The organism is Lactococcus lactis (genome assembly GCF_029023865.1).
Classification (GTDB): domain Bacteria; phylum Bacillota; class Bacilli; order Lactobacillales; family Streptococcaceae; genus Lactococcus; species Lactococcus lactis.
The window spans coordinates 871,279-884,941 of the sequence record NZ_CP118969.1 but is presented as its reverse complement, the minus strand read 5'-3'; the positions used below and the strand labels follow the sequence as shown (position 1 = coordinate 884,941).

Below are 13,663 nucleotides of genomic sequence, written 5' to 3'. Positions count from 1 at the left end.
TCAGATTTATTTTATCTTCTTGTTCAAAATCAAAGTATAGAAGACAAAATTAAGCAAAGCAAGACAAAGGAAAAACATAAATACATGTTGAGTTCCTGTTGTTAAATTACTTGATTTTGTTGCAATAAGACTAGCTGTAGCCGTTCCTGCTGACGCTGCAAATTGAGAAGTTGTAGTAAACCAAGCATTACCAGAGGCAGCTTTATCATGAGGAAGTTGAGCTAAACTATTGGTCATGGTTGTTGCAAAACTTGAAGAACGACCAATTGTGAATACAACATAAAGTCCCATTACACCCAGTAAAGTCAGATTCTTAGTAAAAATCGTTAATAAAACAAGAGCGATAAAGAATACAGTATTTCCACTATATAAAATCTTCTTGGCCCCTTTGCGGTCATAGAGCGCACCAATTGGACCTTGTGCTGCTGAACCAATTAATGAACCAGGCAATAAAGAAAAACCTGCTAATGTACTTGTAGCTCCTAACGAAACTTGTAAGAAGTTAGGAATGATAAAGTTAATTCCCAAATTGACAAATTGTAAAATACAATAAACTAGGACAGACAAAGTAAAAGTTGGGCTCTTAAAAACATTGATATCAATAAAATTCAATGTACTTGTTTTTGAACGCCAAATAAAAGCAATCAACCCCAAGATAAAGACCACTAACCAGATCCATGAAAAATGAGCACTTGAAAGTGAATCTAAAGCTAAAAGAGCGCTGGTCATTGCTAATGACAAAAATATAAAAGCAATAAAATCAAATTTACCTGGACGTTTTTTTTCACTTTTCTCAATAGCCCAAGCTCCTAAAGGAAAGAGACAGATTGGGATAATCAAAATAATTGCAAAAATCATTCGCCAACCTAAAGTCCCTGTTAAAAGTCCACCATAAGTTGGTCCAAGTGCTGGGGCAATACTCAAAATCATCCCAGCAAATCCCATCCAAAGTCCTACTCTCTCACGCGGAATTTTAGTTAAGACAAGATTAAACATCAATGGAATGGCAATACCAGTCCCGATTCCTTGAATTAAGCGTCCCGCCATTAAAATAGTAAAATTCGGAGAAATTAAACTCAGTAAATCTCCAAGGGTAAAAAAGATTAGTCCTGAAAAAAATAAAGTCCTATTTTGAAAGCGTTGACTAATATATGAACTCGTTGGCATAACAATCGCAACAACTAATAAATAAGCGGTCGTTACCCACTGAACCGTACTCAGTGGAAGTCCGAAGGTCTTTTCAAGCGTTGGAAACGTGACATTCAAACTTGTTTCTGCTAATATCCCCATAAAAGCCACAAGGGCCACGGCGACAATTGAAAAGCGCGTTTTCGCGCTAATTTTATGATTGGCTGTATTTGTTTCTAATTCTGTGTTCATTCTTTTCCTTTCTGCATGCTAAAATTATTAAGAAATTTTTCAACTGCAGCAATCTCCTCTGCTGACAAACCCGCCAAAGCTTTTTGATTATGACCTTGGATATATGTTCTAATTTCAGGTAGATATTGTTTACCTTCTTCAGTTAATTCAACTGATTTTTGACGAGCATCTGTTGGGCTCGCTTTTCTCTTAATCAACTGCCGTTTTTCCATACGTTGCAAAATTTCCGTTGTTGTAGAACGTCGGATATTAAATTCTAATTCAATCATCGTCTGACTGATTTCTTTTCCTGAGTCTTCTTCACTCTGGTTTCCAAGAAAATCTAATATTGACATTTGCTGACCCGTCAAATCAAGCTGAGCTGCAAAATTATCAAACTCTCGTGACATTTGATTGCTGGCAACTTTTAAAAGTCGTCCAATTGCTTCTTTTTTAGTTCGCATACGAATTATTATAACACAATCTTTTTTGTTCGTCAACGAACAATATTTAAATTTTTATCAATAAAAAAGTTACTGACAGTGTTCTGTCAGTAACTTTTTGGTTAATCTAAATTGCCAAAACAAATTTTAATTGAGGTTTTACCGGTTCATAGTCCACAAGCTCAAAATCTTCTGGTTTAATATCGAAAAAGTTTGTTCCGTCAGGAACATTAAGCACCAAACGGGGCTCCTTGTCAGAAGCTGTTCGCTTAACTAACTCATTTGCCTGTTCAAACTGATTATCATAAATATGCAAATTATTTACGAAATAGAAAAATTTTCCAACTTTCCAAGAAAAATGTTTTGCAATCATCATTTGTAAAGCAACATATTGCATGGCATTGATATGATGCGCAACAAGCATATCATTTGAACGTTGAATAAGAGTCGCATCCAAGTAAATCTGACCATCTTGTTCACGGCGAACATCAAACATTGTTTGGAAAGCACAAGGCAAAAGTCCTTCAGTTTCCTCAAAATCTTCATATTGCCAAAGATTAATGATATTACGGCGATTCCAAGGATTTTTTGCTAAACCATCCAATAATTTTCCAATAATATTATATTTTTTGACTGTTGCCCCATAGCGTTGTCCAATCGTACCGTCGCCAATTCCCCATTCGCCCCAGTATTTGACTCCATATTTTTCTTCAAGAATAGCAAGTTCACTTGTTTGATCTTGATAAATCCACATCAATTCTTTAATTGCCGATTTAATTGGAATTGGACGCAAAGTGGTAATTGGAAACTCACCTTTTTGCAAATCATAAGTAACGAAAGAGCCTGTTACATACTTACTATTTGCGGTTTGACCATCCTTATACTTGGGACGTGCATTTTCTGAAAAAACACCGTTATCAAGGATATTTTGGATATTTTGTTTAAAAATCTTGTCTGCGTAAGTCATGAATCTTCCTATCTTTTTATTCCTTTCATTATAACACAGTCTGCTATTTTGATTCAATAGCATTTATCAAATATTTACTTGTAAAAAATAAGATACTAATTTGTATTCTTTCTTCTATTATCAAGAATATCAGGATAGAGTTTTCGCAATTTTCTCGCTGACAATAGTGCAAAAATAGCAGCTGAAACTTGTAAGATAAGCGTCACCAATCCCAATAAGACCCCTACCGCTAACTCCAAAAGATTATGCGCCTGATTTGCTAAAATAATCAAAACAACACCAATAACACTCAAGATATTAAGGCCATATACTAAAATCGAAGCAATACTTTTTATTTTTAATTTATGATTTTGGGTATGAAGAGCAATCGCATAAATTAAAATAATTAAACCAAAACCTAAAGTTAAATATTGGTCTGTAATAATTTTTGTTATTTGTAGCAAAAAAATGATGAATACAGCGATAATCCAGATTCCAAGAAAGATATTATATTTATATGCTTTTTGAATCACTTCTTTTTCTTTATTTTCGTCAATCTCTTCTTTCATCCTTTACATCCTTTACATTCCTAGATAATTGTACTAGTCCTTTTAATATTCCAATTGTCTGGAAAGTTCTTTTTGTAATTGGAAAAAGGATTAGAATTAACAGTGCAAAACAGACAGTCAAAACAAGTATGGTCAACTGAGAGGTCATAATAAAACTGATGGCTAATCCCAAAAATATAAATGGAACTACAAAAAGTAAAACTCTTGTAAAATACCACATCTTAATTCCCGTAGAAAGTATTTCTTGTTTCATAGCTAGTGAAATCTCTTCTTTTTGATAATTTATTCGTTTGACATAATGAGTGTACAATTTTTCAAAAAAGAAAATCTCTAATACAATTACTGATAGTGTGACCAATAAAATCAAAAATATTATTAAAATATTATATTTAAAGTTAGTATGGATAAAAAAGTTTCTAGAACTCTTTTCAGCCCAAGAAGAAAGAAAAGTAGGAAAAACAATTATCGCAAACATTATAATACTTATTGATTTTTGAGTAGGTTCCTCGGCTACATAAATTTCTTTTGTATTCTGATTGATATAGTATCGTTTCTTTCTACTTTTATCTACAAATCCTAAAGGAGTCATGTTATTAACTATTTTTGACATATTAACGTTTCCTCCTTAATTTATCATATAAAAAGTCAAATCCTGTATTGAGAATAAACCCGAATGCAAACCCAGCTACAACATCCAAACCCGGAACTGGTATAGCCATACCGGCTGCCATTCCAGCCTCCCCCAATACAAAGTGTGCTCCTGTTTTAGTGAGAGCATCAGCCGTATCTTCTCCCTCGGCTTTTTGCATTCCATAATCTATAATGACTCCATATCCGGTGTCATCTTCAGCGTAAAGAGCCCATTTACTAAACTCACTCATGCCTTTGCCAAGAACAGCATCTCTTGTTTCTTCTCCTAAATTGAAACCTCCCTCATCGGCTTTTTCTGCTCTTTCCCCTTCTTCTGCTACAAGCTGAGCTTCTTTAGAGTAATAAGCAGATTGTGGAACATAAAGAGAATAACCTCCTCTTGAAGCTACACTTGTAGAGCTATATCCAGCTCCTGATGAGTAACCATTCCCACCAGAATAAGGAGTACCTCCGTCATAACCATATCCCCCACCAGAATTATATTCATTATAAGTAGGTGCATAATAAACCACAGGCGCAATGTAATTCGGTACATATTCATAACCATTGGCATAATAAGTCGTCGCATAGGGATTGCTCGTGTTGTAATAAACAATCGGTGGAACATATTTGTAGTAAACATCTAACGTTTCATCAGTTTTCGGATAAAGTCCTGACTCTGTGGTGCTTCCTTCGATGTAGTAATTACCAAAGTTATAAGGGACATTGACCGAATATGGCTTGTTATAAAGCCCCGTGATTGATTGTTGTCCTAGATAAATACCGTACGTACCATAATAATCATAAGTTACGGTACTTTGGATGTGATAATAATCACCAACTATTATTGTGTTCCCATTTCTGTGCTGACTTTCTTGTCCATAAGCATAATGTGGGAATTTACTGGCTGGAACATTCCAAGAAACATTTGGAAACCAGATAAATTGATGTTGGGGAACGATAAGCTGATTGTTTTCGTCCGCATCATAATAGTTAAGATAAACAATATCTCTGACTTGGGTCGTCAAATGTGCTTGAAGCGCTGAACCAAAGAGGTCATAGCGAACCCCTTGCGAATATTGATAAGAATCTCCACTACGTACTGGTGCTGGACTATAAAAATCATAGTCAAAATTTGACAGAAAACCAACACCCAGATAACCGCCATAAGGTAGACTAGCTTGACCATTCAAGTCGGTATCAGGGCTTGTCGTATCATAAATAATACTAGAACTATCTGTCGCAAGGTTAGTTGTCTTTGGAATGACCGTTAAGAGATTGGCAAGGTTAGTCTTGACTCCTTGAGCCATATCAATATCGGTCGTGATAAACGAAGCAAGGACTGGCACTTGAAAATTCGTGTTATGTGCGACGATTTGGTAGTTAATTTTGACATTGTTTACCCCAAAATAAAGGGCGACAATCGAGTTTCCGTCAGAGTTGGCGATATTTTGCTCACCCGTAAAAGCAAGGCCAATCGGACAATCTGTCGAACTTTCTGAGGGGTTTTGCCAACTTGCCGCGTCTGTCGAGATGACCTGATAAATCATATCAAGCGTCGCTCCAGCTAGGGTTGTTCCGACATTGGTAATTCGTCCAGAATCTCCTGCATTCATAGTATAAGTGGTCGCAGGTATGGTCGGGCCATCCGTTTGTCCAAAGTTTTCAGTACTGATTTGACCTGTTACCTGACCTGTGATTGGAATAACCTGCGTATTGTCAGACCAATGGAGTCCGTCTGGGGTCAGAAAGTTATTTGGCACAAGGTTGTTAGCCTTGATTGTAATATTGACATCATCTAGCGTGGCTGGTCCTGTAATGTCATTGGCGACTGAACCGGTCGCAGAAATCGAGCTTATTGCAGGGTCTTGACCATCGGCTTGACTGGCAATTGAACCATTTGTGAGAGCAGGACTTATGATTGTTCCGCTCGCCGATAGGCTTGAAGCAATTGTGACATTTGCTTTTGATGAATCAAGAGGAACACTTGGGGCTTTTGAAGTTGAGGCATTTATTTCCGAGCCTGAACTGGTCGAACTTGCAGTTTCTAACGAATTATAGCTTATTTCTACACTTGAAGCCTGAGCCGAACTGGTTGAAGATGATGAAACTGAACTGGCGCTTAGGGTTGTGCTTGCCTGCGAAGTTAGTGAGTTTGCCTCTTTAGTTTGCATTTCTGCCTGTAAACTTTCTGTATTTCCTTCGGTTGTCGAATCAGACGCGGCAAGAGAAGAATTTACAGTTGGATTGGTGACAGCTTCAGTTTGACTTGGTGGGGTAACAGCCGAATTTTTATCAGCCTTTACTGCTAAAGGGTGACTAGTCACTAACAAACTTAAAAGAATTCCAGTGCTAAGTAACCAAAATTTACTTGATGACTTCATCTGAAAGTGCTTTTTCTGATTTTCCAATGCAAAACCTCCTTTTAGTGAATGTTTTTTGTTTTCTGATTATTTAACATTATACGCCTAATTAGAAACTTTGGTAAAAATAAAGTAATCATTTTAACTTAATTTAAAAACAAGACTTTTAGAATACAAAAAAGCCTACCAACTTTGGTAGACTTTTGATTTATTTACTATTTTCTTATTTATCCCTCTGAAATTCTCAATAGAGATTTAATTGCTGTACGTTGATCCATTGCTTCATATGCTTTTTGAATTTCATCTAAGCTAAATTCTGCTGTAAAGACACGGCCTGGATTAATCTCCCCACTTAAAACTGCTTCAAGTAAGATTTCCTTATCCCAGCGTGCGACAGAGGCTACTCCACCTCCAAGTTGAATATTTTTCCAAAAAAGAGAATCAATCCATTCATTGTAATCAACATCATGAGGAACTCCCACACGACCTACTCGCCCTCCTGCTCTTACCGCTTGAAAAGCAGATTCAATTGCTTGTTTTGTTCCGACACATTCTAAGGCAGCATCTGCACCATAACCATTGGTTAAGAACATTATTTTTTGAATCGCTTCTTCACCACGTTCAGCAATAATATCTGTTGCACCAAAGTCACGCGCAAGTGCTGCACGGTCTTCATGGCGACTCATGGCAATAATCCGTTTTGCTCCTAAAAGTTTAGCTGAAATCACTGCACAAAGTCCAACCGCTCCATCACCAAAGACAACCACTGTATCACCTTCATGGACATCTGCTGCTTTAGCTGCATGAAAACCTGTAGGCATGACATCAGCTAAAGTCGTCAATGAAGCCAACTGATCATCAGAATAATCACTTGGTTGGCCCGGGATTTTGACAAGTGCACCATCAGCATTAATCGACCGATAGAATTCTCCTTGATAGCCGCCATTCACACCGTCTTTTGCATTTGGACAATTGGCTTCAAAGCCAGCCAAACAAATTGGACAGTGTCCACAACCGTGCGTAAAGGGAACAATGACAAAATCTCCTACTTTAAAGTTTTTAACTCCGGTGCCTACTTCTTCAATCAGACCAATAGCTTCATGCCCTACCGGTCCAGGTTGACGTTCAGAAATCCCACGGAACCACCATAAATCGGAACCACATACGCAGGCACGAACAATTTTTATGATAGCATCTGTTTCTTTTACAAGTTGCGCTTTGGGAAATTCTCTAACTTCCATTTTATTTTTTTCGACAAAATAAGCTGATTTCATTTTTGTACTTCCTTTTCTTTTATTGAATTCATTATAAAATGAATTTTACTTTTTTTAAAATACTTTTTTAAAAACTCCTTATGCTTTTAAAGCATAAGGAGAACTAAGGGCTTATATAATGCCACCAACTCCTCGACCAAAGAGTTTGCTGTTGGAAATTTTTTGATAAAATTCAGCGACCTTTGGTGTAAGATTATAGCGTAATGCCAGTGGTCTTAAGGTCACTTCTAATTTTGCTAACTCATCTGCAAGTTGACCTTGATTTTCTAATTGAACTTTCGTATGAAGTAAACACTGGCGTTCCCAGTCACGAATATTTCGGTCTAATATAAGATTATAGAGTTCATTTAAAATTTCTTCTTTTTCAAATGTTTTATTCATGACCTCATTATGCCACGAATTTATTTCTAAGGCTACTAAAAACGCTTACGATTTTTAAATTATCGTTTTTTGGTCAAATTCATATTTGGATAGTTTTTGAGAATTCTGCGCAAATTATAATGTTTTAATTTTAGAGGTTTATTTTTAAGTAATTCTAATACTTTTATCCGATTTGCTGCTGTTTCATGGTTTGCAAAGAGATGTTTAAGACGAAATTCTTTGATTGCTGCATTTTCTTTGTCAGAATCATCAATCATAGCCAAGACTTCTTTTTTGGTTGAAATCGTAAAAATAAATGTTGAAACAAGGTCAGCCAGAAAGATAATTAATATCAAAATCACACCCCAACTGTGGGTTAATTCATTAAAATCATGAATCCAATTTTGAACAGGTGGATTAACTAATTTAATTAAGATAATACAACCTACACCCCAAAATAATGAAACGGGAACAGCCACTCTTCCTTCAATATTGAAAGGGAGGGTTGAGTAGTCCCATAACTTCATATTAAAGAATTTCTCTAAAATCCAACTTCCAATGAATTCAACGACTGTCACAATCACAATCGTATTAAGATAAAGGCTGAATAAATTTCCGGTATCTGGAACTAAAAGTAAGACGGCAGAGACGCCAAAACCATAAACAGGGCAATAAGGGCCTAATAAAAAACCTCTAAAAACAAAATGCCGGTCTTTAAATGAGCAATAAAAGGTCTCCCATATCCAACCAACAAAAGAATAAACGATAAAAGTCATAAAAATTTCCATATATTTCTCCTTGTTTGTTTAATCTTTTACATTATATCATCTCTTTTAGTAATTTTTAAATTTCATTTATAAGATAAGAAAAAAGCTGTTTAAATTCAGCTTTTTATGATAATTTTTTATAATGATTTTAATTTTCCATGGAAATCAGCAATTGATTGATAGCCTTTTTTATCCATAATTTCTTCTAATTCTTTAATAATTCTATCAAAGATTGCAGGGCCTTCTTTGTGTAAAGCTGTACCAATTTGAAGCATTGTAGCTCCACATAAGAGGTGTTCAAAGGCATCTTGTCCTGTTTCAATACCACCTGTTCCAATGATTTGAATTTCAGGTTTGAGTCGAGTATAGAAAGCCCGAACATTTGCAAGCGCTGTTGGTTTGATGTATGCTCCACCAATTCCACCAAAACCGTCTTTAGGCTTAATAACTACGCTTTCTGCTTCTGAATCAATAAAAAGTCCATTCCCAATACTATTGACTGAGTTAACATAAGTCAACGGAAATTGATTGAGGATTTCTGCCATGATATCAAAATGAACGAGGTCAAAATAAGGAGGAAGTTTTACACCTAAAGGCTTTGTGAAGAAGGTAAAAACTTCTTTTAGGAGTTTTTCAGTGGCTTCAAAATCATAAGCAAGCTGTGGTTTCCCAGGGACATTTGGACAAGAAAGGTTCAATTCTGTAATTCCTGAAAAATTACTTTCTTGAATTTTCTTAAGCATAGCGATATTTTCGGCTGCGCTCATACCAGCAATGGAAAAGAAGATTGGCGCTTCTTGAGCCTTTTCTTTTTGATTTTTTAAAACATAATCTAAGTAGTAATCAAACCCTAGGTTAGGTAGGCCCATAGAATTAATTGAGCCTAATTCTAAGTCAACATAACGTGGGAGTGGATTACCTTCTCTTTTTTCTAATGTGGAACTTTTGGTGATATAGGCCCCTGCTTGAGAGGCTTTTAATTCTTCTAAATCCTCAGTTGTCATACAATGGACTCCTGAAGCGTTCATGAATGGATTAGCGAATTCCGCATTTGCAAAAGTTGTTTTTAGCATTAAAAAATCGTTCCCCTTTTCTATTTTTAACTATTCTATCACAAAAAAGGCAAATTCAAAATTTTTAAAGTTCGAGTCAAATGATGAGGTGGCATTTTTTTCACATGATATAATTAAATTAGAGCAAATGGAGGTGTAAAATGAGTACAGAACGAGCTATTTTTGCTGGTGGTTGTTTTTGGTGTATGGTTGAACCTTTTGAAGAACGTCCAGGTATTTTGGCTGTAACTAGTGGTTATACTGGTGGACATATCGAATACCCTACTTATGACCAAGTCCTCTCAAAAGCTTCTGGCCATACGGAAGCAGTTGAAATTTTATTTGATAATGAATTGATTTCTTATGATAAACTATTAGATATTTATTGGTCATTGATTGACCCCACTGATGCTGACGGACAAATTTATGACCGAGGTGCAAATTATCGTCCAGTGATTTTTGTTGAAAGTGAAGAACAAAGAATTGCTGCTCAAAAAAGTAAAATTGCCTTAGAGAAATCTGGAATTTGGGATAAACCAATTGTTGTTCCGATTGAAGAGGCAAAAACTTTTTGGCCAGCTGAAGAATATCATCAACAATACTATAAAAAAGATCCTAAACGTTACCAAGCGATGCACAAAGCACGTGAACGTTATTTAGCCTTACAACGTTTTAAAGGGAAATTTAAATTTTTAAGAAAAAACACTAGATAACTAGTGTTTTTATTTTATATTTGGCCACTCTTTACCAAACCATTCTTGGTATAGGTCTTCCACAATTTTGACTGTCGTCATTGTCATTTCTGGGGAAAGTTTTTCACTTTTTTTCTTGCCCTTATTGATTAGTTCAGCAATTTCATCAATCTCATAGCTGAATTCACTTGGCATTGGATGAGAAAATTCTTCAACCGTTCCATCATTTTTAATAAGACTGGCTTGGTTTGATTTCCAATAATTTGGAACTGAAATTTCTCCTTTTTCACCATAAATGATAAATGTATTTGGTTTATCTAAGCGCGTGCTAAGTGAAATATTAATCATAATTTCTGCTTTTTTTAAGAGAATTTCGTAATCTAAATCTGCTTTATTTTCTTCAGAAGACCAATAAATTCCTTTTGCTGCATCAAAACCTGTTCCAAATAAGAATTGTAAGACAGAGAGTGGATAGCTGGCATGCATGATAAAAGCGCCACCGCCTTCTTTTATGTCTAAGGCCCAGCTCTCCCGGTTGGTATGGGGTCTGAAATCATTTATTGCAAGACGAGATATTTTACCAATTTCATTGGCATCAAGCCATTTTTTGATTTGGGCCATCACAGGTAGGAAAACAGATTTTTGAGCTTCCATCAAAAAAAGATTTTTTTCATTTGCTATCTTGAATAATTCCTGACTTTCTTCAAGAGTCAAGGTAAATGGTTTTTCTAGAAGTACATTTTTACCTGCTTCTAAAGCCATTTTTGCTTGAGGATAATGTTGTTTATTGATGAGTGGAATATAGATTAAATCAATTTCTGCTGCATTTACTAAGCTTGCATAATCATCATAAACTTGTGGAATTTCTAATTCCAAAGCGGCTTTTTGTGCTTTTTCCTTATTTCTGGCGGCAATCCCAGTAACTTCAGCTTGACCACTCTCTTTTACACCTGCTACAAATCTTGGAACAATTTTAGCGGCACCCATAATTCCGATTTTTAACATTTGACTTCCTCTTTCGTCTCTGGGTTTAAATACCAATAATCACGGTATCTACGGTTTCAACTCCTGCAGTGGTAACACGGACTCTGGCCAGATTTTCTACTGTATTAACATCAAAAAATCGGTCACCACTGATATCGTTTTGAATGATTTTTACAGTTGCTTCTGCCGGAAATTTTTGTAAGGTTTCAATAAGTTCTTGCGTTGTCATAATGTTTTAGTCAGCCCTTTCTGATAGATATTCCCAACGTTCATATTTTTCTTCAAGTTCTTTTGTTTTGTTGTCTAGTTCTTTTTGTAAATCCAGTAGGAGTTCTGTATTTGAACCATTTTCATTCATTTCTGTGTCAATCTCAGAAATTCGCTCTTCGATTTCAGCAATTTGACTTTCAATGGTTTCCCATTCTTTCTTTTCCATATAGGTCAGTTTCGTTTTGTCAGTATTTTCAGTTTTGTCAGTACTTATTGGACTTTCGATTTTACTGACAGCTTTGTCAGCAGATTTTTCTTCCGTTTTGACAGCTAAATAGTCACTGTAAGCACCAAAATAATGATTAATTTGCCCATCTTCAAAGGCAAGTAATTCGTTGCTCACTTTATCTTGGAAATAGCGGTCATGAGAAACTGTCAAAACAGCACCCGGAAAAGAGCCTAGGAAATTTTCAAGCACGGTTAAGGTTGCAATATCCAAGTCATTGGTTGGTTCGTCAAGCAAAAGCACATTGGGTTGTAATAATAAAATTTTAAGTAAATAGAGTCGTTTTTTCTCACCACCTGAAAGTTTAGAAATCAGTGTTCCATGACTACTTCTTGGGAATAGAAACTGCTCTAATAAATTAACAATTGAAATATTTTCACCGCTGCTGTTATGTGCAGCAGATGCAACTTCTTCAAGAAAGTTAATCATGCGTTTATTTTCATCAAGTCCACGAATTTCTTGACTGAAATAACCAATTTTGACTGTTTCACCAATTTCCAAAATCCCGTCAGTTAATGCTAGCTCACCATCAATGATATTGAGTAAGGTCGATTTTCCGACGCCATTATCACCAACAATCCCCAAGCGCGAATGCCCTTGAACGATTAATTCAAAATCTTTAAAAATTGGTCGGTCAGGATAAGAAAAAGCGGCATTTTTAAAATTAATTACTTTTTTCCCTAAGCGACTGCTCGCAATGTTGAGTTCTAAATCTCCTAGATTTTTACTAGTTTTCATAGAATCTTTAAGGTCTTCAAAGCGGTCAATCCGTGCTTGTTGTTTTGTAGCACGTGCTTGAGGTGATTTACGAATCCAAGTTAATTCAGATTGATAAAGTTGTTTTGCCTTGTGACTTGCTGCGGCTTCTCTTTCTTCATCTTCAGCTTTTTTTGCAAGATAATCTTGATAATTTCCTTGGTATTCTTTAAGACCCGCATCTTCAAGTTCAAAAATTCGTGTTGCAACATTATCTAAGAAATAGCGGTCGTGCGTGACAAAAAGAACAGTTCTTCGAGAATTTTTTAGATAATTTTGCAACCAAGCAATGGTTTCAACATCGAGGTGGTTGGTTGGTTCATCAAGTAATAATAAATCGGAATCATTGACTAAAGCTTGAGCCAATTGAACCCGTCTTTTTTGTCCACCTGAAAGGCTTTCGATTAGAGTGGCAGAGTCAGGAAGTTGAAGTTTAGTCAAAATTGTTTTGACATCTGCTTCTACTTGCCAAGCATTCAGAGCATCCATTTCTGATTGGGCACGTTCTAACTTAGCTAAATTTTCATAATCTAAAAGGGCTGCTTCGTAATTTTTAATTGCTCGCATTTGCGGAAGCGAATCATCTAAGACGGTGTCTAAAATTGTAGCTTTTGGATTAAAATCAGGTTCCTGAGTAAGGTATGTAATTTTATAATTTTGTGGATGATCAAAGGGCGTGCGGTCTCCATCAAATCCTGAAAGTCCTGAAATAACATTTAGGAGCGTTGTTTTACCCGTACCATTAACTCCCAAAAGACCAATTCGGTCAAGATCATGAATGATAAAATTGATTTTGTTGAAAACCGTTTTTTCTCCAACTGATTTACTTAAATTTTGTGCGATGAAGTCTGCCATTTTTCGTCCTAATTTCTCTTATATTACCTTTGATTATACCACAAAAAAGCCTGTCAGTAATGACGGCTTTAATTTTTTACTGATAAAAAAGCTGGATAGTAAACTACTTATTTCTGT

At 35.8% G+C, this 13,663-nt stretch carries 14 protein-coding genes; 1 reads left to right on the top strand and 13 read right to left on the bottom strand.

All coding sequences use genetic code 11. The annotated features are described in order from the left end of the window. Positions 1-6 precede the first annotated feature (6 nt). The 10 genes from PYW37_RS04545 to PYW37_RS04500 form a co-directional block, all read right to left on the bottom strand. A complete protein-coding gene (locus tag PYW37_RS04545; RefSeq protein WP_025016695.1) occupies positions 7-1,380 on the bottom strand; it encodes an MFS transporter in 1,374 nt (457 codons plus the stop codon). Next, on the bottom strand, positions 1,377-1,823 hold the full coding sequence (locus PYW37_RS04540; RefSeq protein ID WP_003130017.1) for a MarR family winged helix-turn-helix transcriptional regulator: 447 nt from the start codon (positions 1,821-1,823) through the stop codon (positions 1,377-1,379). Before PYW37_RS04540 ends, PYW37_RS04545 begins: the two co-directional genes overlap by 4 nt. A gap of 106 nt (positions 1,824-1,929) precedes the next feature. Continuing rightward, positions 1,930-2,769, bottom strand: coding sequence for a thymidylate synthase (locus PYW37_RS04535; protein WP_023188736.1), 840 nt, complete (start codon positions 2,767-2,769; stop codon positions 1,930-1,932). A 95-nt stretch (positions 2,770-2,864) separates the two neighbouring features. Continuing rightward, positions 2,865-3,317 (bottom strand): hypothetical protein, encoded by a 453-nt coding sequence (locus PYW37_RS04530; protein ID WP_003130012.1) that lies wholly within the window; start codon positions 3,315-3,317, stop codon positions 2,865-2,867. After that, entirely contained in the window at positions 3,301-3,927 is a 627-nt protein-coding gene (locus PYW37_RS04525) for a hypothetical protein (protein WP_023188734.1), read from the bottom strand. Before PYW37_RS04525 ends, PYW37_RS04530 begins: the two co-directional genes overlap by 17 nt. A gap of 1 nt (position 3,928) precedes the next feature. Next, on the bottom strand, positions 3,929-6,358 hold the full coding sequence (locus tag PYW37_RS04520; RefSeq protein WP_025016694.1) for a hypothetical protein: 2,430 nt from the start codon (positions 6,356-6,358) through the stop codon (positions 3,929-3,931). A 179-nt stretch (positions 6,359-6,537) separates the two neighbouring features. Beyond that, positions 6,538-7,584 (bottom strand): zinc-dependent alcohol dehydrogenase family protein, encoded by a 1,047-nt coding sequence (locus tag PYW37_RS04515; RefSeq protein WP_023188732.1) that lies wholly within the window; start codon positions 7,582-7,584, stop codon positions 6,538-6,540. Between the two features lie 111 nt (positions 7,585-7,695). Continuing rightward, a complete protein-coding gene (locus PYW37_RS04510) occupies positions 7,696-7,965 on the bottom strand; it encodes a bacteriocin immunity family protein (protein ID WP_003130676.1) in 270 nt (89 codons plus the stop codon). A gap of 59 nt (positions 7,966-8,024) precedes the next feature. Then, positions 8,025-8,732, bottom strand: coding sequence for a putative ABC transporter permease (locus tag PYW37_RS04505; RefSeq protein WP_023188731.1), 708 nt, complete (start codon positions 8,730-8,732; stop codon positions 8,025-8,027). A 116-nt stretch (positions 8,733-8,848) separates the two neighbouring features. Beyond that, positions 8,849-9,784 carry a dihydroorotate oxidase gene (locus PYW37_RS04500; RefSeq protein ID WP_023188730.1) on the bottom strand — a complete coding sequence of 312 codons (936 nt, stop codon included), beginning with the start codon at positions 9,782-9,784 and terminating at the stop codon, positions 8,849-8,851. A 140-nt stretch (positions 9,785-9,924) separates the two neighbouring features. On the opposite strand from PYW37_RS04500, the gene msrA reads away from it, so the two are divergent. Then, positions 9,925-10,476: a peptide-methionine (S)-S-oxide reductase MsrA gene (msrA, locus tag PYW37_RS04495; protein WP_023188729.1), complete on the top strand. Its 552-nt coding sequence runs from the start codon at positions 9,925-9,927 to the stop codon at positions 10,474-10,476. A 9-nt stretch (positions 10,477-10,485) separates the two neighbouring features. On the opposite strand, the gene PYW37_RS04490 is transcribed toward msrA, so the two are convergent. From PYW37_RS04490 to PYW37_RS04480, 3 genes are read right to left on the bottom strand one after another with little or no spacing between them, the layout of a single operon-like run. Then, entirely contained in the window at positions 10,486-11,460 is a 975-nt protein-coding gene (locus PYW37_RS04490; RefSeq protein ID WP_003130682.1) for a Gfo/Idh/MocA family protein, read from the bottom strand. A 25-nt stretch (positions 11,461-11,485) separates the two neighbouring features. Beyond that, the gene (locus tag PYW37_RS04485; RefSeq protein ID WP_012898161.1) at positions 11,486-11,668 is read right to left on the bottom strand and encodes a hypothetical protein; all 183 of its coding nucleotides are present in this window, start codon (positions 11,666-11,668) and stop codon (positions 11,486-11,488) included. A gap of 6 nt (positions 11,669-11,674) precedes the next feature. After that, entirely contained in the window at positions 11,675-13,546 is a 1,872-nt protein-coding gene (locus PYW37_RS04480) for an ABC-F family ATP-binding cassette domain-containing protein (protein WP_017864747.1), read from the bottom strand. Positions 13,547-13,663 lie beyond the last annotated feature (117 nt).

What these genes read in the sequence shown, in the direction of transcription:
- PYW37_RS04525 (WP_023188734.1), bottom strand. Translation starts at nt 3,927, where the DNA reads ATGTCAAAAATAGTTAATAACATGACTCCTTTAGGATTTGTAGATAAA.
- PYW37_RS04480 (WP_017864747.1), bottom strand. Translation starts at nt 13,546, where the DNA reads ATGGCAGACTTCATCGCACAAAATTTAAGTAAATCAGTTGGAGAAAAA.
- PYW37_RS04505 (WP_023188731.1), bottom strand. Translation starts at nt 8,732, where the DNA reads ATGGAAATTTTTATGACTTTTATCGTTTATTCTTTTGTTGGTTGGATA.
- PYW37_RS04500 (WP_023188730.1), bottom strand. Translation starts at nt 9,784, where the DNA reads ATGCTAAAAACAACTTTTGCAAATGCGGAATTCGCTAATCCATTCATG.
- PYW37_RS04515 (WP_023188732.1), bottom strand. Translation starts at nt 7,584, where the DNA reads ATGAAATCAGCTTATTTTGTCGAAAAAAATAAAATGGAAGTTAGAGAA.
- PYW37_RS04490 (WP_003130682.1), bottom strand. Translation starts at nt 11,460, where the DNA reads ATGTTAAAAATCGGAATTATGGGTGCCGCTAAAATTGTTCCAAGATTT.
- PYW37_RS04545 (WP_025016695.1), bottom strand. Translation starts at nt 1,380, where the DNA reads ATGAACACAGAATTAGAAACAAATACAGCCAATCATAAAATTAGCGCG.
- PYW37_RS04530 (WP_003130012.1), bottom strand. Translation starts at nt 3,317, where the DNA reads ATGAAAGAAGAGATTGACGAAAATAAAGAAAAAGAAGTGATTCAAAAA.
- msrA (WP_023188729.1), top strand. Translation starts at nt 9,925, where the DNA reads ATGAGTACAGAACGAGCTATTTTTGCTGGTGGTTGTTTTTGGTGTATG.
- PYW37_RS04485 (WP_012898161.1), bottom strand. Translation starts at nt 11,668, where the DNA reads ATGACAACGCAAGAACTTATTGAAACCTTACAAAAATTTCCGGCAGAA.
- PYW37_RS04540 (WP_003130017.1), bottom strand. Translation starts at nt 1,823, where the DNA reads ATGCGAACTAAAAAAGAAGCAATTGGACGACTTTTAAAAGTTGCCAGC.
- PYW37_RS04535 (WP_023188736.1), bottom strand. Translation starts at nt 2,769, where the DNA reads ATGACTTACGCAGACAAGATTTTTAAACAAAATATCCAAAATATCCTT.
- PYW37_RS04510 (WP_003130676.1), bottom strand. Translation starts at nt 7,965, where the DNA reads ATGAATAAAACATTTGAAAAAGAAGAAATTTTAAATGAACTCTATAAT.